The 23,898-nt window shown below is 46.8% G+C and carries 26 protein-coding genes; all 26 read right to left on the bottom strand.

Annotation, left to right across the window (positions count from 1 at the left end; translation table 11 throughout):
* Positions 1-58: 58 nt before the first annotated feature.
* Complete coding sequence (locus MKY73_RS10755; RefSeq protein ID WP_339307338.1) at positions 59-481, bottom strand: DUF2487 family protein; 423 nt, start codon at positions 479-481, stop codon at positions 59-61.
* Between the two features lie 152 nt (positions 482-633).
* The gene (locus tag MKY73_RS10750; protein WP_017687723.1) at positions 634-813 is read right to left on the bottom strand and encodes an IDEAL domain-containing protein; all 180 of its coding nucleotides are present in this window, start codon (positions 811-813) and stop codon (positions 634-636) included.
* A 23-nt stretch (positions 814-836) separates the two neighbouring features.
* Positions 837-1,343 carry a gamma carbonic anhydrase family protein gene (locus tag MKY73_RS10745; protein ID WP_339235180.1) on the bottom strand — a complete coding sequence of 169 codons (507 nt, stop codon included), beginning with the start codon at positions 1,341-1,343 and terminating at the stop codon, positions 837-839.
* Positions 1,344-1,387: 44 nt separating this feature from the next.
* Positions 1,388-2,506, bottom strand: coding sequence for a hypothetical protein (locus MKY73_RS10740; protein WP_339307336.1), 1,119 nt, complete (start codon positions 2,504-2,506; stop codon positions 1,388-1,390).
* A gap of 276 nt (positions 2,507-2,782) precedes the next feature.
* Positions 2,783-3,382, bottom strand: coding sequence for a histidine phosphatase family protein (locus MKY73_RS10735; RefSeq protein WP_339307334.1), 600 nt, complete (start codon positions 3,380-3,382; stop codon positions 2,783-2,785).
* 43 nt (positions 3,383-3,425) lie between these two features.
* Positions 3,426-4,061 (bottom strand): hypothetical protein, encoded by a 636-nt coding sequence (locus MKY73_RS10730; RefSeq protein WP_339235188.1) that lies wholly within the window; start codon positions 4,059-4,061, stop codon positions 3,426-3,428.
* Positions 4,058-4,651, bottom strand: coding sequence for a sigma-70 family RNA polymerase sigma factor (locus MKY73_RS10725; protein WP_062835180.1), 594 nt, complete (start codon positions 4,649-4,651; stop codon positions 4,058-4,060). The genes MKY73_RS10730 and MKY73_RS10725 overlap by 4 nt, the downstream gene beginning before the upstream one ends.
* Positions 4,652-5,360: 709 nt before the next feature.
* Positions 5,361-6,455 carry a prephenate dehydrogenase gene (locus MKY73_RS10720; protein WP_339256126.1) on the bottom strand — a complete coding sequence of 365 codons (1,095 nt, stop codon included), beginning with the start codon at positions 6,453-6,455 and terminating at the stop codon, positions 5,361-5,363.
* 26 nt (positions 6,456-6,481) lie between these two features.
* Positions 6,482-7,582: a histidinol-phosphate transaminase gene (hisC, locus tag MKY73_RS10715; RefSeq protein ID WP_339307332.1), complete on the bottom strand. Its 1,101-nt coding sequence runs from the start codon at positions 7,580-7,582 to the stop codon at positions 6,482-6,484.
* Between the two features lie 86 nt (positions 7,583-7,668).
* Positions 7,669-8,475, bottom strand: a complete 807-nt coding sequence (trpA, locus tag MKY73_RS10710; protein ID WP_339235196.1) for a tryptophan synthase subunit alpha — start codon at positions 8,473-8,475, stop codon at positions 7,669-7,671.
* Entirely contained in the window at positions 8,472-9,671 is a 1,200-nt protein-coding gene (gene trpB / locus MKY73_RS10705) for a tryptophan synthase subunit beta (protein ID WP_339307329.1), read from the bottom strand. Before trpB ends, trpA begins: the two co-directional genes overlap by 4 nt.
* Positions 9,668-10,369: a phosphoribosylanthranilate isomerase gene (locus MKY73_RS10700; RefSeq protein WP_339308554.1), complete on the bottom strand. Its 702-nt coding sequence runs from the start codon at positions 10,367-10,369 to the stop codon at positions 9,668-9,670. Before MKY73_RS10700 ends, trpB begins: the two co-directional genes overlap by 4 nt.
* Positions 10,370-10,404: 35 nt before the next feature.
* Positions 10,405-11,193, bottom strand: a complete 789-nt coding sequence (trpC, locus tag MKY73_RS10695) for an indole-3-glycerol phosphate synthase TrpC (protein WP_339307327.1) — start codon at positions 11,191-11,193, stop codon at positions 10,405-10,407.
* A complete protein-coding gene (trpD, locus tag MKY73_RS10690) occupies positions 11,183-12,223 on the bottom strand; it encodes an anthranilate phosphoribosyltransferase (protein ID WP_339308552.1) in 1,041 nt (346 codons plus the stop codon). Before trpD ends, trpC begins: the two co-directional genes overlap by 11 nt.
* A 68-nt stretch (positions 12,224-12,291) precedes the next feature.
* On the bottom strand, positions 12,292-13,860 hold the full coding sequence (gene trpE, locus MKY73_RS10685; RefSeq protein ID WP_339307325.1) for an anthranilate synthase component I: 1,569 nt from the start codon (positions 13,858-13,860) through the stop codon (positions 12,292-12,294).
* Between the two features lie 692 nt (positions 13,861-14,552).
* On the bottom strand, positions 14,553-14,930 hold the full coding sequence (gene aroH, locus MKY73_RS10680; RefSeq protein ID WP_253438600.1) for a chorismate mutase: 378 nt from the start codon (positions 14,928-14,930) through the stop codon (positions 14,553-14,555).
* Between the two features lie 5 nt (positions 14,931-14,935).
* Positions 14,936-16,030: a 3-dehydroquinate synthase gene (aroB, locus tag MKY73_RS10675; RefSeq protein WP_339307324.1), complete on the bottom strand. Its 1,095-nt coding sequence runs from the start codon at positions 16,028-16,030 to the stop codon at positions 14,936-14,938.
* Between the two features lies 1 nt (position 16,031).
* Positions 16,032-17,201 (bottom strand): chorismate synthase, encoded by a 1,170-nt coding sequence (gene aroC / locus MKY73_RS10670; RefSeq protein WP_105599406.1) that lies wholly within the window; start codon positions 17,199-17,201, stop codon positions 16,032-16,034.
* 178 nt (positions 17,202-17,379) lie between these two features.
* On the bottom strand, positions 17,380-18,174 hold the full coding sequence (locus tag MKY73_RS10665) for a protein-glutamate O-methyltransferase CheR (protein WP_339307322.1): 795 nt from the start codon (positions 18,172-18,174) through the stop codon (positions 17,380-17,382).
* Between the two features lie 25 nt (positions 18,175-18,199).
* Entirely contained in the window at positions 18,200-18,643 is a 444-nt protein-coding gene (gene ndk, locus MKY73_RS10660; RefSeq protein WP_017687704.1) for a nucleoside-diphosphate kinase, read from the bottom strand.
* A 154-nt stretch (positions 18,644-18,797) separates the two neighbouring features.
* Complete coding sequence (locus tag MKY73_RS10655) at positions 18,798-19,772, bottom strand: polyprenyl synthetase family protein (protein ID WP_017687703.1); 975 nt, start codon at positions 19,770-19,772, stop codon at positions 18,798-18,800.
* Positions 19,773-20,112: 340 nt separating this feature from the next.
* Complete coding sequence (locus MKY73_RS10650; RefSeq protein ID WP_339307321.1) at positions 20,113-20,733, bottom strand: flavin prenyltransferase UbiX; 621 nt, start codon at positions 20,731-20,733, stop codon at positions 20,113-20,115.
* On the bottom strand, positions 20,734-21,600 hold the full coding sequence (locus MKY73_RS10645; protein WP_091028934.1) for a UbiA-like polyprenyltransferase: 867 nt from the start codon (positions 21,598-21,600) through the stop codon (positions 20,734-20,736).
* Positions 21,593-22,321 carry a demethylmenaquinone methyltransferase gene (locus MKY73_RS10640; protein WP_339235218.1) on the bottom strand — a complete coding sequence of 243 codons (729 nt, stop codon included), beginning with the start codon at positions 22,319-22,321 and terminating at the stop codon, positions 21,593-21,595. The genes MKY73_RS10645 and MKY73_RS10640 overlap by 8 nt, the downstream gene beginning before the upstream one ends.
* A gap of 15 nt (positions 22,322-22,336) precedes the next feature.
* Positions 22,337-23,200, bottom strand: a complete 864-nt coding sequence (locus MKY73_RS10635) for a heptaprenyl diphosphate synthase component 1 (protein ID WP_339307318.1) — start codon at positions 23,198-23,200, stop codon at positions 22,337-22,339.
* 101 nt (positions 23,201-23,301) lie between these two features.
* A complete protein-coding gene (locus MKY73_RS10630; RefSeq protein ID WP_339307317.1) occupies positions 23,302-23,853 on the bottom strand; it encodes a hypothetical protein in 552 nt (183 codons plus the stop codon).
* Positions 23,854-23,898 lie beyond the last annotated feature (45 nt).

Here is a 23,898-nt window from a genome sequence, read left to right as displayed (position 1 = left end):
TTCATTTGTAAGCGTTATTAAAAAAATGTTGTAAAATTGTCACATTTGTCGCCAAAAACTATTTTTTCCACAACTCTCGTATCTTTTCCCCTACAAATCTCGCAATGCCCTCTTCTCCGACCTCATGAGTTAATACGGACCGACTCAAAACCAGATCAGCAGCAGGAATTTCCACCTCATTTAATTGACCATCTGATGACATGATAACCACATATTTGAATCCTGAAGACTTAAGCTGTGAAGACAAGGAATTTAATGTCATTGACAATTCCGGATTAGCATAGTGAAAGGCTGGATAAGTCATGATTCTCCCTTTGAAAGGAATTTCGACCAGATCCAGAAAATCTCTCAGCCGCTCCAATGCCTCGGTAACTTCAACCGGCGACTGCTCACCGCTAAGAGCTGTATATGGAATAAGGCATGTATCCAGATAGAGTTGCAGTTCAGCCCAGCTGTCTTGAGTCATCTCACTGAATTTCAATTCCCTATATCCCCTCTCTATCCATTTTATTCCCATATTATATATGACCATTTCTTATAAATCCAGACATTCATTTCGTAATTTCACATATCAAAAAAGGAAACACGCATCTGCGCATTCCCTTTTATCTCAGAAAGGAACTATTTTGCCCATCAGTTTATGGTCCTCAGTTCATCCGTCAGACTCCGGAAAGCTACTTCGTCTCCGGTAGCTAACGCTTTATCGATTTCCAAATAGAGTTTCTCGCTGCGCTGTTTGCGAAGCGCTTCGTCCCACACCATCTCAGCTGCTAGCCCCAACATGACTTCATACGTAACTTTCATTTTATCCAATAGGATGCACCTCCAAAACGGATTTAAGAGCTCCTATATTCTTTTCCTTTGGTGACATAACCCAGTGAAGTTCTGGACATCCGCTCCAGATCAGCATCAGTCAACTCACGTATCACTTTGGCAGGTGTCCCCAAAGCAAGAGTATAGGGCGGAATTTTACTATTCTCAGTAACAACAGAACCGGCTCCAATCAGCGTATATTCCCCAATGTCGGCTCCATTCAGCAGAATGGCTCCCATGCCGATTAATGATCCTGTTCCAATACGACAACCATGAATGATCGCTGTGTGTCCTACGGAAACATCATCTCCCACAATTAAAGGTTGATCCGTATTGACATGCCCAACAACATTATCTTGAATATTACAGCGCTTTCCAATGACAATAGGAGCCAAATCAGCCCGCAGGACTGCATTGAACCAGACGGAAGACTCTTCTCCCATTCTCAAATCACCAATTAGTTTCGCACCTTCAGCTATATATACCGAAGAGTGTAACTGAGGTTGTAGACCTTTGTATGGAATTATCATTATTATCACTCCTTAATTTGGGAGTGATTTTAGCAACTTGTCCTTCACTTGTCAAACATAATAGGTGTAACGTCTCCTGAAATGGAGCGACAGGATGCAGCAAGACGTGAACCCCAAGCTGTCATTTGTATCGTCCGACCTTCCTCATGTTCCCCAATCCGGACCATGCCAAGATGCAACATCATTTTAACAATTCTGTTATCATAGATGGCCTCCGCCGTATCATAATAGAACGGCTGAATGAATGGACCAATCTGACGAAACAGCGACTCGGCGGTCGACCATTCCAAGGCACATTCGCCTGTCCAATACACAATAGAGGACAGATTGGGAATAGCACCTTTATACAATCTTAACCAAAACCTAAATAGCTGTATCATTTCGGCCGTTTTCTCAGCCCCCAGCTTGTCTTCTCCGGTTGGTGACAGCTTCAGCGTGCCTTGCTCCTCACGAACCAGCCGGTGGTGAAATGCATAGTCGTAGAGAAGTGCAAAACGATCCGGGTAATCCTTGAATGAACGGCCATATCCGAATCTCCAGCCACCTTTTCCCACCAATTCCTCACTAATGTGTAGATGCTCCATAATCTGCTGTTGAGAGCGCCGGTACATCATGCCCTCAGCGTTAAGGGCAATTTCGTGCTGCTGGACAAATTGAAGGAACAACTTGAGATCATCCGCTAAGAGATGATACTCATCCCGATACATGGGCGGTTCCGTTGTTTTGGTGATCCCTGCTCGCAGATGTGTGGATAACACATCCCTGAATCTTAATTTCAGATCCTGTGGCACCTGATACAAATACCTGGTCTGCTGCGTTGTCCCATTGAACAACCATCCACTCTTATTGAAGCGAACGATGAGATCACGTGGACTGGCGCCAGCCTCACTCTCCTTTTTGTCCATCGATTGACGGGCTATGGCAATGAGTTCTTCCATACCATAATACTGGCGAGGATCAAACAACAAGTTGTTCAAAAAGCGCTGATCTGCTTGATTCAGTTGTCGTACCTGCTGCTCAAAAAAGGGTCTGCTGCCCAATGTAGTGAGAATACTCTGGATGAGTTCATGTTTGGAGTTGGGTTTGCATTCACATTGGTAATAGTCTGCAATTCGATTAAGCTGGCCAATATCGGCAAAAGTAAGCATATCCGCTAGATTCATGGGTCCATCGCCTCGCCCGTTAACTACTTCGGCTGCTGATTCGGAGCCTGAAATAGTTTGGTTTTGTAAACATCGTTGACGGAATTCCCATAATCTAAACCTCTTTTTGGAAATCTTTTATGTTTGAATCAATTTCATAATATCTTTAGTGAATTATGAAATTAATTTGTTAATCATACTATGCCCCAAGTCGGCCAATCAGAAGAAAAATGAGAGGTTTGAAATCATATAAAGGCTTTATTCCCCCTAAAATGCAAAAAAACAACCCAAGTTGGATTACTCAGGTTGTTTTGCTGTGTCCAAAGACAGATGTCGTGTGCAATTATATAACAGCGGACTCCAGTCATCACGTTCCTTTTCCAGGATCGTCAGTGACAGGTTTCCAATCCGCTGCGTATACCGATCTTTAAACAAGGCTGTTAACAGGTTGGCGAGAAAAGCTCCGTGAGTGACAATGAGTACGTTTTGGTCCGAATAGGCAGACCATAGATCTTCCAGAAACGCCATTGCACGAAGCTGGATATCCGCAATCTTCTCCTGTCCCAAGTCCAATGTCTCCCAGGATTGGCCCCAACGGGCAACCCGCTCTTCTGACGTCAGACCTTCAATCTGACCAAAAGCCCTTTCTTTCAACCGTGCGTCCGGCTCAAGCATAGGTACATTTAACAGTTTGGAGATAATCTCCCCTGTTTCCTGTGCCCGCGATAATCCACTTGTGATGATATGGTCCCACTGGTAATCCTCAGTCAACAGACGTCTTCCCAGTCGCTCAGCCTGTTCACGACCTTCCCCATTCAGAGGTATATCAGTCTGCCCCTGTATACGGCCTGCCGCATTCCAGTCTGTAAGACCGTGACGAATAAGCCCGATTCGCACTTACATCCCTCATTTCTCCACACGGCGAACGAAAGGTTATTACCTATGCACTCGCACTTTGTTTACGTTTATTCGTTGTTCGATGCATACGGCCAAGAGAAAATAACGCCATTCCAATTGCAAGTAAAGACAGGGCCATCCAATACTGCGGATAAGCAGGTCCCATACTCACTACAAAAGGTTCGATAATGCTTCCTCTATCCGCTCCAGTCATGTCGTACTGATATAATCCAGATGACGAAGGTGCGCTTCCGGCAACTCCTGTCTCCAGAATACCCGTAGCAACAACTTTGGTTTGCTCAGCTTCTGACACATCTGGCTTAAACATTGCCATGTACAGAAAGCTGCATAAAAAAATAGCCAGGAACGCGGCAATCCACAAAGACATATGCTTGCGGATCGCAGCAGAGAAACGATTAACCTTTGCCTCCTCCGGCAATAACCATGGAGACTCCGCATAAATCCGGTCCATAACGTTACGGTTCACTCTCTCTGCCTGTTGTTCTGTCACTGGAATCGGGATGCTGTGCAGCAAGATCTGGGCTTCTTCCCAAACCTCAAACTGCTCGGAGCAGTCTTCACAACCAGCGAGATGAGCATGAAATGCAATCCGCTGAGGATGATTCTCCGGCAAGTCCCAGACCAGTGCAAACAGTTCCTGGGCATCATTGCAATTCATCGGTTCTTCATCCCTTCATATGGCTCGTACACCGGTTCGAAGAAATAAGGTTCCAATTGAGTTTTTACGCTTGATCTTGCTCTGAATAATAGCGATTTCACAGAACTGACGCTCTGCCCAAGAATATTCGCAATCTCCTGGTAGTCTAGTTGATCATACTCGCGGAGTATAATCGCAGAACGTTGCTTCTCCGGCAAGTTGTTAATCGCATCTCTAACCAGCATCACCCGCTCGCTGCGCAGTACAGCATACTCCGGTGCATTCTCCGAAGGAGCAACGGGAACAATCCCGCTCTCTTCAAGTGGGACATTTCCGCTGCGCTGTTTGCGAAGCTCACTCAGTACCGTATTTCTCGCAATGGTATATAACCAGGTTGAGAATGAGGCATCCACCTCACGGAAAGAGTGCAGACTGCGGAACGCCTTATAGAAAGTCTCAGAACAGAGATCTTCCGCAAGCAGCTCCATATTGGAACTTTTCAACATATGATATACGAAAGCCAGTATTTTACGCTGATAACGACTCATCAGCTCGGAATATAACTCCAGGTTACCTTCCTTGATCTCTCGAATCAACTGGGAATCCGTCATTTGAGTGCGACCCCTCCTCGCCCATCCATGTGCTTCTCCCCGTTCGACTCTATCCATGTATTACCGAACAGGCACAAAAAAGTTGCGGTTTTCACCGCATATAAACAGCGTTCAGCGCCATAACTGGCCTTCCCGCCAAATTCCCCTATGTAATGGCAATTTCCCCAACGTTTCTACATTAACAGTATTTATTGTACAACGGTCTGCATCATCCTGGCAAATCCATTGCTGTCCACAGAACCCGACCTGTCATTCATATGCAGTCATTTTCACGTTCATGACTTCATTTAGAGCCTTTTTGGTAAGCCTTTCATATATAGACGCATGATATACTGAAAAGGTTACAAAAATGTGATATTTTTTTGATTTCAGGCCCTCAAAAAAAGGAGTTATTATCCTGAATTACCGAAAGATATAATTAATTCAAACAATTTTATTTAAAGTGTTGACAGAATGAAAACGTATACATATAATAAGGGTACAGTATGGTTTCTCTCCACTCCTATCCAATAACTGTATTGCTCCACGTGAGCAATGGCCGCTTTTGTAAGCGGTCTTTTTTTTGTCTTTAAAAAGGAATTACCTCTAGTTTAGAGGTTAACATTTGCATTCATCTTTTATATATCGCCCTCTTTGATTTCTGAAGAAATTCATATAACAACACCAATACAACTCCACAAAAAAGAGGGCTTTCGCCCCCTTTCTCGTCTTATACCCACACTTGATAGCCTAAGGAATCCAACAATGTCTTGGCTCGTTCCATATCCTCTTCCTGACGGAAAGACAGACGCATGATGCCCGGCACATCCACCCGGTTTTCGATAATCTCCAAGTTGCTCAGGTTAATGTCATTCGCCCCAAGCTCAGTTGCGATCTTACCAATCATACCCGGAGCATCCTGGACATCGGTGTACAGATCAAATAACGGTGAAATCATGCCTTTGCGTCGTTCGGGCAATACACTGCGGAACTCACGGGCCTGACGGAATGCTTCCTCTATGCCATCACCGTTCTTATGCTCCAGCATATCCGTAAAGGCCGTCATTTGGCTATTCCAGTCCTTAAGCAAGCCCAGTAGGACATCACGGTTGCTAAGCAAGATATCTCTCCATACAATTGCATCACTGGACGCAATCCGGGTAATATCCCGGAAACCACCTGCAGCCAGCATTTTATACAGCGGATTTGACTCATTATATTCACGCACCTGATTGACCAGCGCAACAGCAATAACATGTGGCAAATGACTAATCGCACCCACGATGTCATCGTGCAGCAGAGGCTCCACACGCACGATCTGTGCGCGCGTATAGGCAAGCAGCTCCGACAACCTGCTGTAAGCTTCTTCAGGTACTTGCTCTGAAGGGGTTAAGACATAATATGCATTCTCAAACAACACGGCTGAGGCCGCATCCACGCCCGCACGCTCCGACCCTGCCATAGGATGACCACCAATGAAGTAAGCGTCAGTCAGCCGCACATGCTCGGCACAAGCGGCAATGGAAGCCTTGGTGCTTCCTACATCCGTGATGATACATCCTTTCTTCAATGGCAGCCTGGAAAGCTTCTCGAAATAGGACTCAAGCAAACCTACGGGAACGCACAAAAAAATAAAGTCGGCATCCTCTACCGCTTCTTCCAGTGAGAGCGTAGCATCATCCACTACACCGCTCGCTATGTACTTGTCCTTCAGTTCATCCAAGTGGGCATAGCCCATCACGGTTACACCTGGCTTGCCTTTGAAGCAGAGCGCAAGTGAACCGCCGATGAGTCCTACACCAATCATTGCAATTTTTAGTTTCATGGGTCCTCACTCTTTCATCGCCAGTATTAAGGGCTTGCTACCGCCTTCTCAGCCAGCGTGTTCTCCAGTGCCGTGACAAATGCACGGTTCTGTTCTGATGTTCCGACGGACACACGAATGTAAGTTGGGTATACGTGGAATCCTGGGCGAACGATAATGCCTTGTTTCAGCAAGGATTGGAACGCCGTTGCCGAAGGCATGTTCAGATCAACCATAATGAAATTACCCTGTGAAGGGAAATACGACAATCCGAGCCGTGTAAATTCATTTTGCAGGAAATCCCGATCCGTTGCATTCCGCTTCGAGCACTCTTGAACAAAATCCTGATCCAGTAGTGCAGCGGTTGCCGCAACCTGTGCAAATCGGGAAGTGTTAAACGGCTCACGTACACGGTTAATCAAATCAATAATTTCGGGACGTGCGATGCCGTATCCGATCCGGAGCGAAGCCAAACCGTAAATTTTGGAGAATGTCCGCAGAATGACCAAGTTCGGATACCGTTCGATCAATGGTATGCTTTGCGGATATGCATCATCGGTTACGAATTCATAATAAGCTTCGTCCAGTATAACCATCACATGAGCAGGTACACGGTCCATAAAGGCTGTAAGTTCCTGCTCAGAGATAATCGTACCTGTCGGATTATTTGGATTACACACCCAGACCGCTTTCGTTTTGTCGTTGATTTGCGCAAGCATCGCGCTCAGATCATGCGTTCCATCTTTAAGAGGCACTTCGATGGTAACGGCTCCTTCAATATCAGCATTGCTTTTGTATACGGAGAATGTCTGATCTGCCATGATGGTCTCGTCACCCGGCAAGAAGAAAGCTCTCGTGATCAAAGCAATAATCTCATCAGAACCACAACCAAATATTAAGTTGTTCCGTTCAACACCAAGATGCTTTGCAAGAACTCCAGTCAGCTCAACCGAGCTACCGTCTGGGTATATGCTTATGTTAGTCATTTCTCTCGTAATGGCTTCCAGGGCGGCAGGAGAACTGCCGTATGGGTTTTCGTTGGAGGCCAGTTTGATGACTTGTTCAAGCCCCAGTTCACGTTTCACTTCTTCAATCGGTTTGCCCGGTTGGTACACAGGCAGATTGACAATCTGGGATTTCGGTTTCAACCCGACCGCCTCCTGTTATTGAAATAATGTTAGACACGAATGAGCGTGCACCTCATGTGTGCAAGGGATGTACTTTCAAGACATCTCTATCCCTTCAATTGTGCCACAAAGTTGCGAATTTGCAACAGTCCCTCTGCACGCGTGTCCGGATTTCCAAGCAGAGGAATCGCGTCTTCCACCTGACGAACGATGGCACTACCTACAACAACGCCATCGCAGATGCGGGAGAAATGTTCCACCTGCTCATGACTAGAAATACCGAAACCTACCGCTACAGGGACGTCTGTCAGACTTTTCACTGTCTCAATGAAGCTTTCTACACCATCAAAGAAAGAAGCTCTCTCTCCGGTTACTCCAAGGGAAGATACACAATAGATAAAGCCACTTGCTCCATTCACAATCCGCTCAATCCGTGCATTAGATGTAGGTGCAACAAGTGGCACCAGATGCACTCCCGCGCGATTAGCACGTTGTCGCATCTCTTCCGCTTCCTCAATTGGCAAGTCCGGAATGATCATGCCACTAATATCGTGTTTGACCAATTCTTCAAAGAATACATCCAACCCGGTCTGCAAGACCGGATTATAATAGGTGAACAGCACAAACGGCAGTTTCACGCCTGCCTTACGAGCTTTTGCTGCGGTTTCCATAACCGTACGAATGGTAATCTGGCTTTTCAGCGCACGTTCGGAAGCACGCTGAATGACGGGACCATCTGCAAGCGGATCGGAATAAGGAACACCCAGTTCCAAAATATCCGCTCCGGCCTGCTCAAGCTCCTTGATGATATCAATCGTTGTATCCACATCCGGGTCTCCCACGGTTAAGAATGGAATAAGTGCCGTGCGATTCTGTTGCTTTAATTGCTGGAAGGTCTGGTCCATCAGATTCATCCCAAGTCGCCTCCCGTGTATTTCATGATTGATTCAACGTCCTTGTCTCCACGTCCCGACAGACAAATGACTACAATATCATCTGCTGTGAGTTCAGGCGCCAGTTTGACAACTTGGGCAACCGCATGTGCAGACTCCAGAGCAGGAATAATTCCTTCCGTCCGACATAGGAGTTGCAGGGCATCCAGTGCTTCCTGATCCGTGATCGGTACATATTTTGCCCGTTCAATATCCTTGAGATAGGAATGTTCCGGACCAACACCCGGATAATCAAGTCCGGCCGAGATGGAATGTGCTGGCTGAACCTGTCCATACTCATCCTGCAACAAGTAACTCATAGATCCCTGGAATACACCATGCGTACCTTTGCTCATCGTCGCAGCATGATACTCGGTATCGACCCCTTTGCCTGCAGCTTCAACGCCAACAAGCTTCACATCCTGATCACCGATAAATGGATAGAACATGCCGATCGCATTACTTCCTCCACCGACAGCTGCTACAATTACATCCGGCAAACGTCCTTCAATCTCCTGAATCTGACGACGGGTCTCATCACCAATAACACGTTGGAAATTCCGCACCATCATCGGATATGGATGAGGTCCAACCACTGATCCAAGCACATAGAACGTATCCTCCACATTGCTGACCCAGTAGCGAAGCGCTTCATTACCAGCATCCTTCAGTGTCCGTGTTCCGGACGTAACCGGAATTACTTCTGCTCCGAGCAGCTTCATCCGAAATACGTTTAACTGCTGACGCTCTGTATCTTCTTCGCCCATAAATACTTTGCATTCCAGTCCAAGCAATGCGGCTACAGTTGCCGTTGCAACGCCGTGTTGACCTGCACCCGTTTCGGCAATAACTTTCTTTTTGCCCATCCGTTTGGCAAGCAGACCTTGTCCAATGGCGTTATTAATTTTGTGCGCGCCTGTATGATTGAGATCTTCACGTTTCAGATAAATTTTCGGTCCACCCAATCGGCGTGACAATTGCTCTGCATGATACAATGGGGTTTCACGTCCAGAATACTCGCTCAGCAGATAATTCAGTTCCTTGTTGAATTCCTCATCTTCAGAGAAGTGGCTGTATGCCTCCTCCAACTCAATAAGTGCGTTCATTAGTGTCTCAGGTACAAAGCGGCCTCCGAAGTGACCGAAACGCCCGTGTTGATCCGGCAATTGATGTGTCATGCCTGCTTCACCCTTTCTACGAATGCTGTAATTTTGGCAATATCCTTCACACCTTCAGTCTCAACGCCACTGGATACATCGACGCCGAAAGGTGCATATGTCTGTATTAATTGCTGTACATTGTCCGGCTGCAAACCTCCTGCAACGAACAGAGAGATTTCGCGACTTTTCGCCCATTCCGCATAGGCAGGAATTCGCTCCCAGGCAAACGTTTTCCCGGAGCCCCCTCCATATAGAGGATCATGGGTATCGAGCAATATCGCATCCACGAATTTATCATAAGCATCAAGAGCCCTTATGGACGCCTCATCAGCTTCCGGACCCGTTTCATCTTTGGGAAAAGAAAAAACTTTGAATACTTGCGCATTCCACCGCTGCTTCACCTGCTGGCAGAACTCCGCAGTCTCCTGTCCGTGTAGCTGAATAACATCCAGGTGAGCAATCTCCATAATGTGTTCCAACTCTTCGAGCGTAGGATTCACAAATACACCCGCAAGCTTCGGCCGATCATAGGCTGACCATTCGAACAACACCGTTCTTAATGCAGCAGCCTGCTCGGGTTCGATTCGGCGGCGTGATTTGGCAAAAACAACACCAATGTAATCCACAGGCAAGTTTATCATCGATTTTAGCACTTCAACGTCCTGAAGTCCACATATTTTTACGGCCGCTGGCAGCGGGTTTCTCCGTTCTGACATACTGTCGCCTGTGCCATCGTGTATGGAAGTATTCATCATTTGGGTCCCATCAGATCATATACAGCCGCCTCGACATCATCCTTGCGCATGAGATGCTCACCTACGAGAATACCATGAACACCGGCCTGGATCAGAGGCACTGTTGATTCTGGTCCGTCAATACCACTTTCGCTAATCAAAGTGACCCCACTTGGAATCAATTCCATCAAATCCAGTGTCGTGCTCAGACTGGTTTCGAATGTTTTCAAATTACGGTTATTAATGCCCACAAGTGTGGCCTGCGGAATCTCCAATACCTGCTCCAGTTCTGTTCGATCGTGAACTTCAATCAAGGCATCAAGTCCCAAACTTTTGGCAAATTCCAGATATTGACGAATCTGTTCAGGTGTCAGAATACTGGCAATCAACAGGATCGCATCCGCACCCAGTAATCTTGCCTCGGCAATCTGTCGCTCATCTATAATAAAATCCTTGCGTAATAACGGAATATTCACCGCTTGATGGATCGCCTGCAAGTACTCGTTGCTCCCTTGAAAATACGACACATCCGTTAATACGGAGATGCAGTCTGCACCTGCACGCTCATAAGCAGCAGCAATCTCTACCGGATGAAAATCCGGGCGAATTAACCCTTTGGATGGTGAAGCCTTCTTCACTTCAGCAATAAGGCCGAGTTTGCGATTACGTTTGCTTGATAATGCTTGTTCAAATCCCCGGGTTGCGGGTAGTTGTTCGATTTTTTGGATAGCCTCATCCATGCGAAATGTCTGTGCCAATACTTCTACTTCTTTATGTTTGGTTGCAACGATTCGATCAAGATACATGACTGTACGCCTCCGTTGTATGAATTAACTGTTCAAGCTTCCCGGCAGCTTTGCCCGAATCTACCGCTTCGGCGGCAAGTGTGACCCCTTCAGCAATGCTATCTGCAAGACCGGATACGTAGATGCATGCTCCAGCGTTCAACAGTACGACATCACGGTAGGCACTCTGCTCACCCTGGAAGATCCTCTTAATAATTTCGGCATTCTGTGCCGCATCTCCTCCAAGGACTGCTTCAAGCGGATGCAGAGACAAGCCCATATCACGTGGATCAATATCGTAGGTGTGCACTTCACCATTGCGAAGTTCAGATACCTGGGTTGGCGCCGAGATACTGATTTCATCCAAACCATCATGACTGGCCACGACCAACGCTCTTTTGAGACCAAGACGCTTCAGCACTTCAGCGATCATCGGCGTCCGGGAACGATCATACAGACCAAGCAATTGGCGATCTGCTCCCGCAGGATTGGTTAATGGTCCGAGCATATTGAAAATGGTACGCACACCCAGCTCTTTTCTCGGTCCTGCCGCATGTCGCATGGAAGGGTGATATACTTGGGCAAAACAGAAGCAAATTCCGATATCATCCAGACATTGTCTGGCCTGTTCCCCGTTCAGATGGATATTTACACCGAGTGCCTCCAATACATCTGCACTACCTGCTTTGCCTGAAGCTGAACGGTTGCCATGTTTGGCGACCCGAACCGAGACGGCGGAAGCAATAATGGCAGATGCCGTGGAAATATTGAATTTATGAATTCCCGATCCGCCTGTTCCACAAGTGTCCAACAAGCCGCTGCCATCCGTGAGAATCCGTCCGCCTTGACCACGCATGGCTTCAGCAAAACCGGTGATCTCATCCACCGTTTCTCCCTTCATACGCAGCGCCATTAACAAACCTCCGATTTGAGCCGGCGTTGCCTCACCTCTCATAATCGAATACATCAAATCTCGTGCTTCGGCTTGCTCCAGATGGCTGCCCTCCAAAATCTTCGCTAATCCATTCTTCATACCATCCTCGCGAGTCATCTCAGTAATTGGGGTTACAGAGTTTTCATTCATAATCGGGTTTATGTTCATCTCCGGTCTCTCCTCTCTCAGTTTTTAGCGGCCGCTGGTGTGACAAAATAATCTGCATTTGCTAGTCTCAACGTGCTGTTCTTTTCTTTGGCAGGAAACATGGCTTCTGCTGTTCGAATTGCCTTGAGCAATGCTTTGGCTTTGTTAACCGTCTCTACATATTCATTCTCAGGTACAGAATCCCACACGATTCCCGCTCCGGCCTGTACATATGCTTTTCCTTTTTTGAAAATAATCGTACGAATCGTAATACAGGAGTCCATGTTACCCGAGAAACCGAGGTATCCAATCGCTCCGGCGTATGCACCGCGTGCCTCTTTCTCCAGTTCCGCGATGATCTCCATTGCACGCAGTTTCGGTGCACCAGATACGGTACCCGCTGGCAAGCATGAGAGGAACGCATCGAAGAAATCCTTATCATCTCTTAGCTCGCCCGTAACGTTGGATACCATGTGCATTACGTGAGAATACCGTTCAATCTCCATGAACATGTCACACTTCACACTGCCGAAGCTGGATACCCGACCCAGATCGTTACGGCCCAAATCAACCAGCATCAGATGCTCCGCACGTTCCTTCTCATCCTGGAGCAGATCAGCAGCGAGTGCACGATCCTCCGCTTCGGTTGCCCCCCGTGGACGTGTTCCCGCAATCGGACGTGTCTCCACACGATTTCCGTCCACCTTGACCAGCGCTTCAGGCGAAGTGCCGACGATAATTTCATCATCCATTTTGAGGTAGTACATATAAGGTGATGGATTAAGAGTCCGAAGCACGCGATACACGTGAAGAGGAGAAACCTCTGTATCAATGTGAAAACGCTGGGATAATACCACTTGAAAAATATCACCTGCGCGAATGTACTCTTTGGCTTGCTCTACATTACCTATGAACTGTTCCTTCGTAAGGTTGGATCGAATATCTCCCAACTCCACGTCTCCCGGAATGGAACGCGGATTCAGGTTTTCCCCTGGTCCTTGCTGCTGCAACCGTTCAGCGGCCTGCTCCAGCTTCTCCGAAGTCACTGCATACGCTTGCCGTATCTCATCATCCGTTGCACCATCCTTGACGTGTACATTACCCACGAGCAGCATCTGCTGCTTCACATGGTCGAACACGATAATCTGGTCACAGAACATAAAACGAATGTCATCCATATTCAGATCATCCAGCGCGTGGGCTGGAAGCTTCTCATAATAGGACAGCAGATCATATCCGAAGAAACCAATTGCCCCGCCTGTGAATGGTGGCAGTTCATCATCTTTGGGGCTGCGGTACTTACGCAGCAGTGCTTTCAGTTCTTCAATCGGTTTGCCTGGCAATTCACGAGTCTGTCCCGCTTCTTCCACTACAATCCGGCCCTTCTTGGCCGAAATCATCAGGAACGGATCTGTACCGATGAACGAGTATCTCGCCCATTGGATACCCCCCTCTACACTTTCCAACAGGAATGCCCGGTCGTTGTCAGCAAAACGGCGGAATATTCGAATCGGAGTCTCCATATCTGCCAAAATCCGTTTGACTACCGGAATCAGATTATACTCATTTGACATTTTCAGTACTTGATTAACGTTTGGCGTTATCATCAAATCACGTCCTTTCAGATTTAGGTAAGTTCAACTAAAGAGGTTTACACTGAGCACTCCGATGACAGAACAACCTTCCGATCACTGTTATCCCCAGATTTTTTGATTCCCTTTCTAAAGGGAAAATCCGGTGATAAATGTGAACGCTCCGCTTCTTCAGGTTATTTCTGTCCTCTCCGTTTTTGTGTACAAGTGTAGTTGAACTTATAGGGGTAGAAGAAGCAATTCAATATACGAAAAAAACCTCTACCATCAGGTAGAGGTTTGGTTATAAGCTGTATTCAACAGGGTGATGCTTCATAAATAACAAGTCCCTATACTTCGCTCTCGGATTATTTCAGGTCTCTGGATTGATGCATGTTACATCATCCAATGCGGGAAAATAAATCAGTTATAACACATCAACTACTCATTCCAATATTTCATAAAATATGGGAGAGTACATGTTTATGTTGTACCGATATATATCTACACAAAAGGTGTCCTACGACACATTTGCTGCTTCCCTGTTCCTGTTACAACTTCCGTAGCACGACGTACCGTGAATCAGTTGACCGGTTTCTGTTGCCCCGGTTACCACCCACTGGACTCTGCTATATACTCCACTAGCTCAGCTGCTCTCAGCTCAATCTCTACTCTACTCAACTGGTTCTCACTATACATCATTATGATCGGTTTGACAACCTGCTTCTTTAAGAACCAGAAGGTGCTGCCAGATCAGGACGCAATGCCTGTGCACCGTTCAGATACACATGATGGATTTCGTTCTGAGCTTTGTTTGTATTGACATGTACCATGAATCGAATGCATTGTGCCAAGGCACCTTTAACCGGAACTTCCAGTGCGCACATCAGTGGTACGAGTTCCCAACCATCCAGTTGGCGTATAGCTTTTGCCGGGAAAGCAGCATCCAGATCCCCAGTTAACGTAATCCACACACTACAGATATCTTCCGGTTGGATCTCATTGCGATCCACGATCTCCTGCAGCAATACAGCCGTTTCTTTCAAAATCTGTTCTTCGTTGTTCTGCGTGACTGTTGTAGCCCCGCGAATTCCCCGTGTGACCATTGCTGTTATTCTCCCTTCCTGAGCAATTCAATGACGTCCCTAACTGCCGACACAGGTACGTCCTTCACAATTCTTGCAGCCCCAATCCGATCAGGAATGATGAACACCATATGACCTTCACGGAATTTTTTGTCATGCATCATCGCTTCCATTAATGCATCTGTGTCCAGATGAGCAGGCATTGTTGTTGGAAGGCGAAGTGAACGCAACATGCGGACCGTATCTTCATACAGCCCTGCTGGCGCACCAAGCTTCTCACCAAGCAATGCCGATCCAGCCATACCGATGGAAATTGCTTCTCCGTGCAGGAATTCTCCATAACCGGCAATCGCTTCAATGGCATGACCAATCGTATGTCCAAGGTTCAACAATGCACGTTCTCCATTTTCACGCTCGTCTCTGGATACGATCTCTGCCTTGATACCACAACCTCGCTCCAGACCATATCCCAACGCTTCGGGATTGAGCGCTAGCAACTCCTCTGCATGTTCCTCGCACCAGTGTGCAAAAGCCGCATCACGGATCAGCCCGTGCTTCAGCATCTCTGACAAACCTGCCGAAACATCTCGTGGCGGCAAGGATTGAAGTGTGTCCACATCGTAGAGTACCAGCTCGGGCTGGTGGAATGCACCGATCATATTTTTGGCCAGCGGATGATTGACAGCCACCTTGCCACCTACGCTGCTATCATGCGCCAAAATCGTTGTAGGTACTTGAACAAACTTGATTCCACGCATATATGTAGCGGCAACAAAACCAGCCAGATCACCTACGACACCACCACCTAGGGCCAGAATCGCAGAACTCCGATCCAGTTTGCCTTCGATCGCAACGGTCATCATATCCTGGTACACCGAAAGGGATTTCGATGTTTCACCAGCGGGTACAACCGCCGATACGGCTGTATAACCAGCCGTACCCAGCGTTTGCTCCAAACCTGACAAGTATTTGGGAGCCACATTTTCATCTGTAATGATGAGTAACGGACTTTTTTTGGTTAGGCCATATTGCTCAAAATATTGAGGGGCTTGTGCCAATAGGCCGCTACCAATCAGAATCGGATATGAGCGTTCCTCCAACTGTACCGTCAGCTGACGCATATTAGTAATTCTCCAGTTGAGCGTTATAGTTAGCAACATTAGCACGGATCTCTTCCATGGAATCCCCGCCGAATTTCTCCAGGAATGCCTTGGCAATTTCCCACGCTACAACATGCTCCATCACCACACTTGCTGCTGGTACAGCACAAGCGTCCGAGCGCTCAACTTGAGCCGTAAATGCTTCTTTCGTATCAATGTCCACACTTTGCAGTGGCTTATACAAGGTTGGGATTGGCTTCATCACACCGCGTACAACCACTGGCATACCGTTCGTCATCCCGCCTTCGAATCCGCCCAAACGGTTGGTCGCACGATGGTAGCCGCGCTCATCCGTATGCATGATTTCATCATGCACCTGTGATCCACGAATGACTCCGGCTTCGAATCCGATACCAATCTCTACACCTTTGAATGCATTAATGGACATTACGCCTTGAGCGATTCGCGCATCCAGCTTGCGATCGTATTGAACATAGCTACCCAGACCAATTGGCACCCCTTCAACGATACATTCCACGATTCCTCCGATGGAATCGCCTTCTTGTTTAATCTGGTCGATGTAGGCTTCCATCTTCTTCTCTGTCTCAGCATCCGTGACACGTACAGAGGAAGCTTCTGTCACTGCGATCAGTTCATCAATCGGAAGGTCCTGATATGGAGCTTCGATCTCTCCAATACGAAGTACACGTCCAGCTACCTTGATTCCAAATTCAGCCAGGAATTGACGTGCAATGGCACCACATGCCACACGTACTGTTGTTTCACGTGCACTGGAGCGCTCCAATACGTTACGCAAGTCTTTGAGATTATACTTGAGTCCACCGTTCAGATCAGCATGTCCGGGACGAGGACGATGAACGCGACGTTTCTCTTCGTCACTGCCTTCGATCGGCTCAATATTCATAATATTCTGCCAATGTTTCCAGTCATTATTTTGAACAACTAGCGCTACCGGAGCACCTGTTGTATATCCGTGACGGATACCACCAACGAAATTCGCCTGATCCTTCTCGATCTGCATCCGGCGTCCACGACCATACCCCTTTTGGCGGCGGTGAAGCTGGAAATTCAGTTCTTCAAAATCAATCGTCAAATTACTTGGCAATCCTTCAATAATAGCGGTCAGTTGGGGTCCGTGCGTCTCCCCTGCGGTTAAATAGCGTAAACTCATAATACGTTCCCCCTTTAAACTGTTAAACTTCACATTGCTAAAATCCCATAATTTCTTTGCTTATTATAGTATAGCTGACCGGCTTTGACAAGAAAGTCGGCTCTTTCTTGTACTTGGTATACAAATAACCGCCTGAACACATGTACATGTGCTTCAGACGGCTGAACAAGCATTATCATTATTTTTTCCGATAGAAAAATGTCTCTGCTGTCTCCAGACCATATTGTCCCGGCGAGAAGATCTGCTCCGTACTGCCCACAAACAAAATACCGCCTGGACGCAAACTTGCTGCAAATTTGTGATACAACAGGTTTTTGGCTTCCTCGGTAAAATAGATCATGACATTCCGGCACACAATCAGATCGTACCCATCGTCAAATCGGTCCACGAGCAAATTTTGTTTCATGAACTTGATCGAATTTTTGAGTTGCTCATCAATACGGTATACCAAGCCATCCTGCTTGAAGTAACGGTTCGCCGTTTCCTTCGGCACATCCTTAAGTGAGCGTTCCATATAACGCCCTTCCTTGGCTTTGGCCAAAGCACCTTCATCCAGATCACTTGCCGTAATCGAGCTTTCCTTCAAAATGCCCATCGTGTCCAGAATCATGGCGAGTGTATAAGGTTCTTCACCTGTTGAACATGCTGCACTCCAGACCTTCACACGACGCTTGGAACCCAGCAGCTCTGGCAGGATCTCGTCCCGCAGCACTTCCCAACGATTGGGATTACGCCAGAATTCGGACACGTTAATGGTCATGCGATCAAGGAACTCGTAGAACAATGATTTATCTTTCTGCATAGCATCAAAAAAGTTAGAAAATGTATGAAACCCGTTTTTGTTGCGAAGTGTGGTCAGCCTTCTTTTCATCTGGCCTTCCTTGTATTGAGCAAGATCAATGCCTGTGCTCTCTTTGATTTTACGAATGAATCCGGTGTAATCCGGGTCTAGTAGTTGTTCTTGCTCCAGCATCGTGTATCACCCTTTTGGCTAATAATTACAACCAGGCTGCGATGCTCTTGTCGTATACCACCAGTTCATCTGAAGCAAAGAAATTGGCTGCTTCACGGGAAGCACTTTCCGGTGAATCTGCCCCATGAATCAGATTATGTGGTGTGTGGCTGGCGAAGTCTCCGCGAATGGTACCCGGAGCTGCTTCCTTCACATTGGTTTTTCCGATGACGATGCGCGCAAGCGCCACAATATCGTCCCCTTCCCACACCATGGCAAATACAGGCCCAGATGTGATAAAACGAACCAAATCATCGAAAAACGGTTTGCCCTCATGTTCAGCATAATGGCGTTTTGCCTGATCCTCAGACATCTGCACCAATTTGCCTGCCACCAACTTAAATCCTTTGTCTTCCAGACGGCTAATAATTCGACCGATCAATCCACGCTGCACACCATCCGGCTTCACCATCAAAAATGTACGATCCATCAGCTCACTCCTCACTCACGGTTCAAAGTTAATCACTATGTAAACGCAATCCCTCTGATTGTAACATACATGTCCAATTCCTCCCAATGAGGAATATCACAAGTCTGTTCATCATTGGGTATGAGAGATCTGAGAGTTGAAGGTCATACAAAGTTTAATGCGTACGTTTAACCACAAAATGAGCGATATCACGCAGGTTTTTGGTCGTCTTGATGTTAGGTAGCTGATCGAGAGCATCGAGCGCTTTCTTCATATATCGGTCAGCAAGGGCTTCTGCTTTAGCGATTCCTTGACTTTGGCGAATCATTCCAATTGCATCCGATGCACTTGCCCGTCCTTCTTCATGCTGGACACGGGAAATCTCCTTAAGCAAAGGTTCCCGCAGATCGGATTCTTCTAGGGCATAAAGTACAGGAAGAGTGATATTTCCTTGCTTCATGTCACTGCCTGGCGGCTTGCCAAGTTGTTTCTCGGTACCTACCAGATCCAGTACATCATCTTGAATCTGGAAAGCCATCCCCACATTGTATCCGTATGTATACAGCAGGGAAGATACATGCTCAGGTGCACGTGTGGCCAATGCTCCTAACTGACAGCTAACTGCAATCAGAAGTGCTGTTTTACGGCGAATCCGTAGCAGATAGTTACGAACACTTTGTCCCGTATTGAAAAAGTCGCGAATTTGCTCCATTTCACCAATAGACATCTGTACCATGGCTTTGGCAAGAATACGATGAATAGCTGGGTCGGATAATCCGGCAGTCATCTCAAGTGCCTTACCGTAGATATAGTCACCTGTGTACATGGCAATCCGATTATCCCATTTTGACTTCACCGTGGGTTTGCCTCGGCGTGTCTCCGCATTATCAATCACATCATCGTGAACGAGCGATGCGGAATGAATCAGTTCCAGTGGAACCGCGACCAGCTTCAGACGTTCAATGTCATATGTACCAAATTTCCCACCAAGTAATACAAAAACGGGCCGCAACCGTTTTCCTCCTGCTTTGAGCAAATGAAGCGACGTTTCACTCAGCAGCTTCTGTTCTCCTCGAACACTGCGATACAGCTCTTTCTCAATGTAATCCATGTCCTTTTTTAACAACCCGAAAATGTCCAATAGTTTCATTCGTTCACCCGTATCAGCGTATTGTCAGTCCACAAATCCATGCTTACCTTCCCCTCCAGCAAGTCGGGCCTGCAGGCATTACGAAAAACCCGTCTTACCGTTCTTGCTTGTGTTTTTCCATAAAGATCTAACGTATTCTTCTTCACCGAATGTCATGGCCGACACCCGGGAATTAAACTCTGCGACTTGTTCTGAAACAAAATACAGAAGTTGCCGGAGCATGGGTCAAGACTGTGGTTCATGAAGACTCACCATCAGCACTCACCAATACCCCGGGATTCGGGGGACAAATAAACCGAGCAACACCTTGGCAAAAAACGCCTTGTATCGGACTCAGTCATTATCCCCGTTCATCCGGTTCTCCCCATCTTGTAAAAAGTTGATGTGGAATGCGCAAGCTATCCAGCACTTTTCCCACCAAAAACAGAATCAACTCATCCATAGTCTGAGGTTTGTAATAAAAAGCAGGCATAGCCGGTATCATACGCACACCAAGACGTGAAAGCTTCAGCATGTTCTCCAGATGGATTGCATGAAGAGGCGTCTCACGTGGTACGAGGATCAATGTTCTTCCCTCTTTCATCATCACATCAGCTGCACGGGACATCAGATTATCCGACGTTCCCTGCGCAATGGACGAAAGAGTTCCCATAGAACATGGCATGATAATCATGCCGTCGGCCAGATAAGAACCACTTGCAATGGAGGCCCCTATATCACTCACAGGATGATAGATCAGAGAACCGGCACGGTTGCCGAATTTTTCTTCCAGCACCGCATCCCGATTCGTCACATCCCAGTCCATTTCTTCTTTCAATACACGCCACCCTGCATTGGATATGACCAGATGAACGTTATATTCCAAATCAAGCAGCGTTTCAATTAATCGAATGCCATATATACTGCCACTCGCTCCGGTAATTCCGACAACCAGTCGTTTATTGTCCGGCTGCTGTACCATTTATTTCACCGCCAGATCAATCAGAGTAAACGTAAATACGATTATACTAAGCAAACTGTTCATGGTAAAAAATGCCGTTTGAACACGGCTCATATCATTAGGCGATACAATATAATGTTGATAGAACAGAATTCCATACGTCACCAACATGCCTGCGCCATACCACCAGCTCAGATCTGTCATCAACAATAACGCAAGAAAACCAATTGCAGTAATCACATGGAAGAACTTAGCGATCTGCAAGGATTTAACCAGGCCAAAACGGGAAGGTATGGAGTGAAGACCCTCTCCCTGATCAAATTCCAGATCCTGACATGCATAGATAATATCAAAACCCGCTGTCCAGAACACAATCGTAACGTACAGTACAATCGCTGTCCAATCCATCGTGCCTGTTACAGCTACCCAGCCACCAAGTGGTGCCAAACCAATCGTCATTCCGAGAACGACGTGGCATAACCATGTGAATCGTTTGGTGTACGAATACAGTACCAACATAAACACAGCAATAGGCAACAGCTGCATGGATAATACATTAAGATTGGATGAGGCCCAGAATAACAATATAAATGAGATAATGACAAATATAACAACTTCCCCATTTTTCAAAAGCCCTGCCGGGATGGCTCTCATCGCAGTACGCGGGTTTTTACCATCAATTGCTTGGTCAATAATCCGGTTCAAACCGAATGCTGCACTACGTGCACCGACCATCGCAAGCAATACCCACATGATCTGCATCCAGCTTGGGAAGGTATCATTCACTACCATGGAGCCTAGAATGGCCCCCATAAATGCAAAGGGTAAAGCAAAAAGCGTATGTTCAATCTTGATCATTTCTAAAAAGATGCGAATTTTCCTAAACATGCTGATTCTCCTTGGTTCCAATATGCAATGCCGCGATACCTCCGGTTAGAGGGTAGGCCTGCACTTCTTGTAATCCTGTTTCTGCAAAAATGTCCGCCAGTTCCTTCCTTCCGGGAAAAATCGCCAGAGAGTCGGGCAGCCATTTGTACTGCTCAAAACTTTTAGCAAACACTTTGGCAAGATTCGGTAAAACCTTCTCAAAATAAAAATAATAAATGCCTTTGAACGGCTGCCATGTTGGCTTGGACAATTCCAGACACACAACCATACCGCCCGGTTTGACCACACGTTTCATTTCAGATAACACCTGTCTGAGATCCGGTACATTGCGAAGCCCGAATCCAATGGTCACATAATCAAATGAATTGTCTTCAAAAGGAAGTGACATGGCGTTTCCCTGTGTCAGGGTAATCTGATTCTGACGTTGCACCGCATTGATCTTCGTCTGACCGACCTCCAGCATGTTGCTGCTGAAATCAAGTCCGTGCATGTGCCCTGTTTCACTTGCTTCTGCCATAGCAAGCGTCCAGTCACACGTGCCGCAGCACAAATCAAGACCGGTGTCGCCTTTGGACATATTCATCTTTTTCATGGTGAATTTGCGCCAAGCCTTATGCCTGCGGAAACTTAGAATATCATTCATGACATCATATTTTCCGGCTATGCTCTGAAAAACCGAATGGACATATTCTTCTTTCGGTTTGGTCTCTCCGCTCCCCATTCGTCTGTCTCCCCCTCAATCTTCCCTTACTGCCGCATGTGAAGGCTGCAAATATGCCAAGTAAGGCTCAAGAATCGCATGGATCTCATGCAAGCCCATTCGCACTTCCTCGTCTTGCAACAACACTTGAATGCGGTGTGTACAATCGCGAAGCTTGTCCAGCAAAACTTCACCAACCCTATGCTTCAGCATCATAGCGTTCCATGCACGTACATCCGGTTCAGATTGACGCAGCATAGTGCGCTCATCGTCATTACCATGCTCGTAGATGTGCCAGTATGCATAGCTGTGGAGATATTGTTTTTCGTCATTCATCCGCTTCAGTTCTTCCACGATCGTTTCGCAGGAGCTGAATTCGGTCAACAGGCTGTTCCATAGTGATTCTTCGTTATCTCGAATCATGCCTGTAAATGAAAGAAACAGCTGCATCCTCAGCTGTACCGTTTCACGCAAGTATTCGTCAGCCGAAACGAGGAGCTTCTTCATCCGTTCATACAGCGTCATCTTGCGTGCGTTCACTTCGGATACAGCACCACTGAGTTTGCCAATCATTTCAATTCTGCCCGCTTGGGCAAGCAATTGATAAAAACGGCTACTTAAATAATCTCCGGCGAGTACATTCAACTGGCGTGAACGCATCTCCTGCTCTCTCCGCTCACCGGAAATGGTATCGATTCGATCATGCGTATCCATGGCCAACTGAACGAGCGAAGTTGCAAGAGCATATAACTCTTGATGCACCTTTTCGTCTGTGCGGCCCACAAATACCTGCAGCAGACGTGCTCGGCTATCCGGAAATGATGGGATTTCCGTATGTTGTCGAATCATGTCGTAATCCGTATATTTCTTTGCTAGTTGGGGTACGCGATATGAATTCATTCTCAGCCTCCGAGCCTTAACATTGTTAAACCATTTCTGCACTACAATCTTATATATTATAGCATATGTTGATCGGCCACGCACTGAATCCTGCTATTCTATTACCCCTGACTTGTCATTTCGAATTGCTTCTTCCAGAGTTCGGTTTCCATCAAATGAAACCAGTCCTTCAATTCCTCTGAAAAGGCCGCACTTTTCCAGTTCCGTAATGTGTCAATCGCATACAGGGGCCACTCACCACGCCGAATATCAGCAGCAAGCAACAGATGTCGTTTATGCATCCATTCATCCTCTGCCATCACACGCAGCAGCACCTGATCCACGTTATCCAGAGTACGAAAGCCCAGATCCGCCACAGCTGCCATGTTCTCATAGATTTCAGTGTAACTTGTACCCGTTCCTTTTACTTTGAGGTCCAGTGTCAAAATGGACTGTTTCCATTCCACTCTTGCGATGGGTGTGGATAGTTGCATGGAGCTTAGCACATCAACCAAATTGTCATTCGTTAGCTGAACAGGATGATGTGATGCAGAGGCAGGTTGTACGTTTTCCCCGCCCCAGGTACGCATATGTAAGGTTTGTATCGCAACAAGCAGAAAGACTGCCGCAACCGTTGCCAGCATTGTAGCAGTAACAATCATCCGCGGATTCATATACGCCTCCCTGCCTTTACCTGTTAGTGTAGTCTGTCCGGTAAA

The sequence above is a fragment of the Paenibacillus sp. FSL R5-0519 genome (assembly GCF_037974275.1).
Classification (GTDB): domain Bacteria; phylum Bacillota; class Bacilli; order Paenibacillales; family Paenibacillaceae; genus Paenibacillus.
The sequence above is the reverse complement of the archived record's forward strand: the minus strand, read 5'-3'. Positions and strand labels throughout refer to the sequence as shown.

Bases quoted from the DNA above. Each gene is read 5' to 3' on its own strand.
- MKY73_RS10745 (WP_339235180.1), bottom strand. From the start codon at position 1,343: ATGATAATTCCATACAAAGGTCTACAACCTCAGTTACACTCTTCGGTA.
- MKY73_RS10740 (WP_339307336.1), bottom strand. From the start codon at position 2,506: ATGAATCTAGCGGATATGCTTACTTTTGCCGATATTGGCCAGCTTAAT.
- MKY73_RS10730 (WP_339235188.1), bottom strand. From the start codon at position 4,061: ATGAATTGCAATGATGCCCAGGAACTGTTTGCACTGGTCTGGGACTTG.
- MKY73_RS10725 (WP_062835180.1), bottom strand. From the start codon at position 4,651: ATGACGGATTCCCAGTTGATTCGAGAGATCAAGGAAGGTAACCTGGAG.
- MKY73_RS10720 (WP_339256126.1), bottom strand. From the start codon at position 6,455: ATGAAACTAAAAATTGCAATGATTGGTGTAGGACTCATCGGCGGTTCA.
- trpA (WP_339235196.1), bottom strand. From the start codon at position 8,475: ATGAATCTGATGGACCAGACCTTCCAGCAATTAAAGCAACAGAATCGC.
- trpB (WP_339307329.1), bottom strand. From the start codon at position 9,671: ATGACACATCAATTGCCGGATCAACACGGGCGTTTCGGTCACTTCGGA.
- MKY73_RS10700 (WP_339308554.1), bottom strand. From the start codon at position 10,369: ATGTCAGAACGGAGAAACCCGCTGCCAGCGGCCGTAAAAATATGTGGA.
- trpC (WP_339307327.1), bottom strand. From the start codon at position 11,193: ATGTATCTTGATCGAATCGTTGCAACCAAACATAAAGAAGTAGAAGTA.
- trpD (WP_339308552.1), bottom strand. From the start codon at position 12,223: ATGACTCGCGAGGATGGTATGAAGAATGGATTAGCGAAGATTTTGGAG.
- trpE (WP_339307325.1), bottom strand. From the start codon at position 13,860: ATGATAACGCCAAACGTTAATCAAGTACTGAAAATGTCAAATGAGTAT.
- aroH (WP_253438600.1), bottom strand. From the start codon at position 14,930: ATGGTCACACGGGGAATTCGCGGGGCTACAACAGTCACGCAGAACAAC.
- aroB (WP_339307324.1), bottom strand. From the start codon at position 16,030: ATGCGTCAGCTGACGGTACAGTTGGAGGAACGCTCATATCCGATTCTG.
- aroC (WP_105599406.1), bottom strand. From the start codon at position 17,201: ATGAGTTTACGCTATTTAACCGCAGGGGAGACGCACGGACCCCAACTG.
- MKY73_RS10665 (WP_339307322.1), bottom strand. From the start codon at position 18,174: ATGCTGGAGCAAGAACAACTACTAGACCCGGATTACACCGGATTCATT.
- ndk (WP_017687704.1), bottom strand. From the start codon at position 18,643: ATGGATCGTACATTTTTGATGGTGAAGCCGGATGGTGTGCAGCGTGGA.
- MKY73_RS10655 (WP_017687703.1), bottom strand. From the start codon at position 19,772: ATGAAACTATTGGACATTTTCGGGTTGTTAAAAAAGGACATGGATTAC.
- MKY73_RS10650 (WP_339307321.1), bottom strand. From the start codon at position 20,733: ATGGTACAGCAGCCGGACAATAAACGACTGGTTGTCGGAATTACCGGA.
- MKY73_RS10645 (WP_091028934.1), bottom strand. From the start codon at position 21,600: ATGTTTAGGAAAATTCGCATCTTTTTAGAAATGATCAAGATTGAACAT.
- MKY73_RS10640 (WP_339235218.1), bottom strand. From the start codon at position 22,321: ATGGGGAGCGGAGAGACCAAACCGAAAGAAGAATATGTCCATTCGGTT.
- MKY73_RS10635 (WP_339307318.1), bottom strand. From the start codon at position 23,200: ATGAATTCATATCGCGTACCCCAACTAGCAAAGAAATATACGGATTAC.
- MKY73_RS10630 (WP_339307317.1), bottom strand. From the start codon at position 23,853: ATGAATCCGCGGATGATTGTTACTGCTACAATGCTGGCAACGGTTGCG.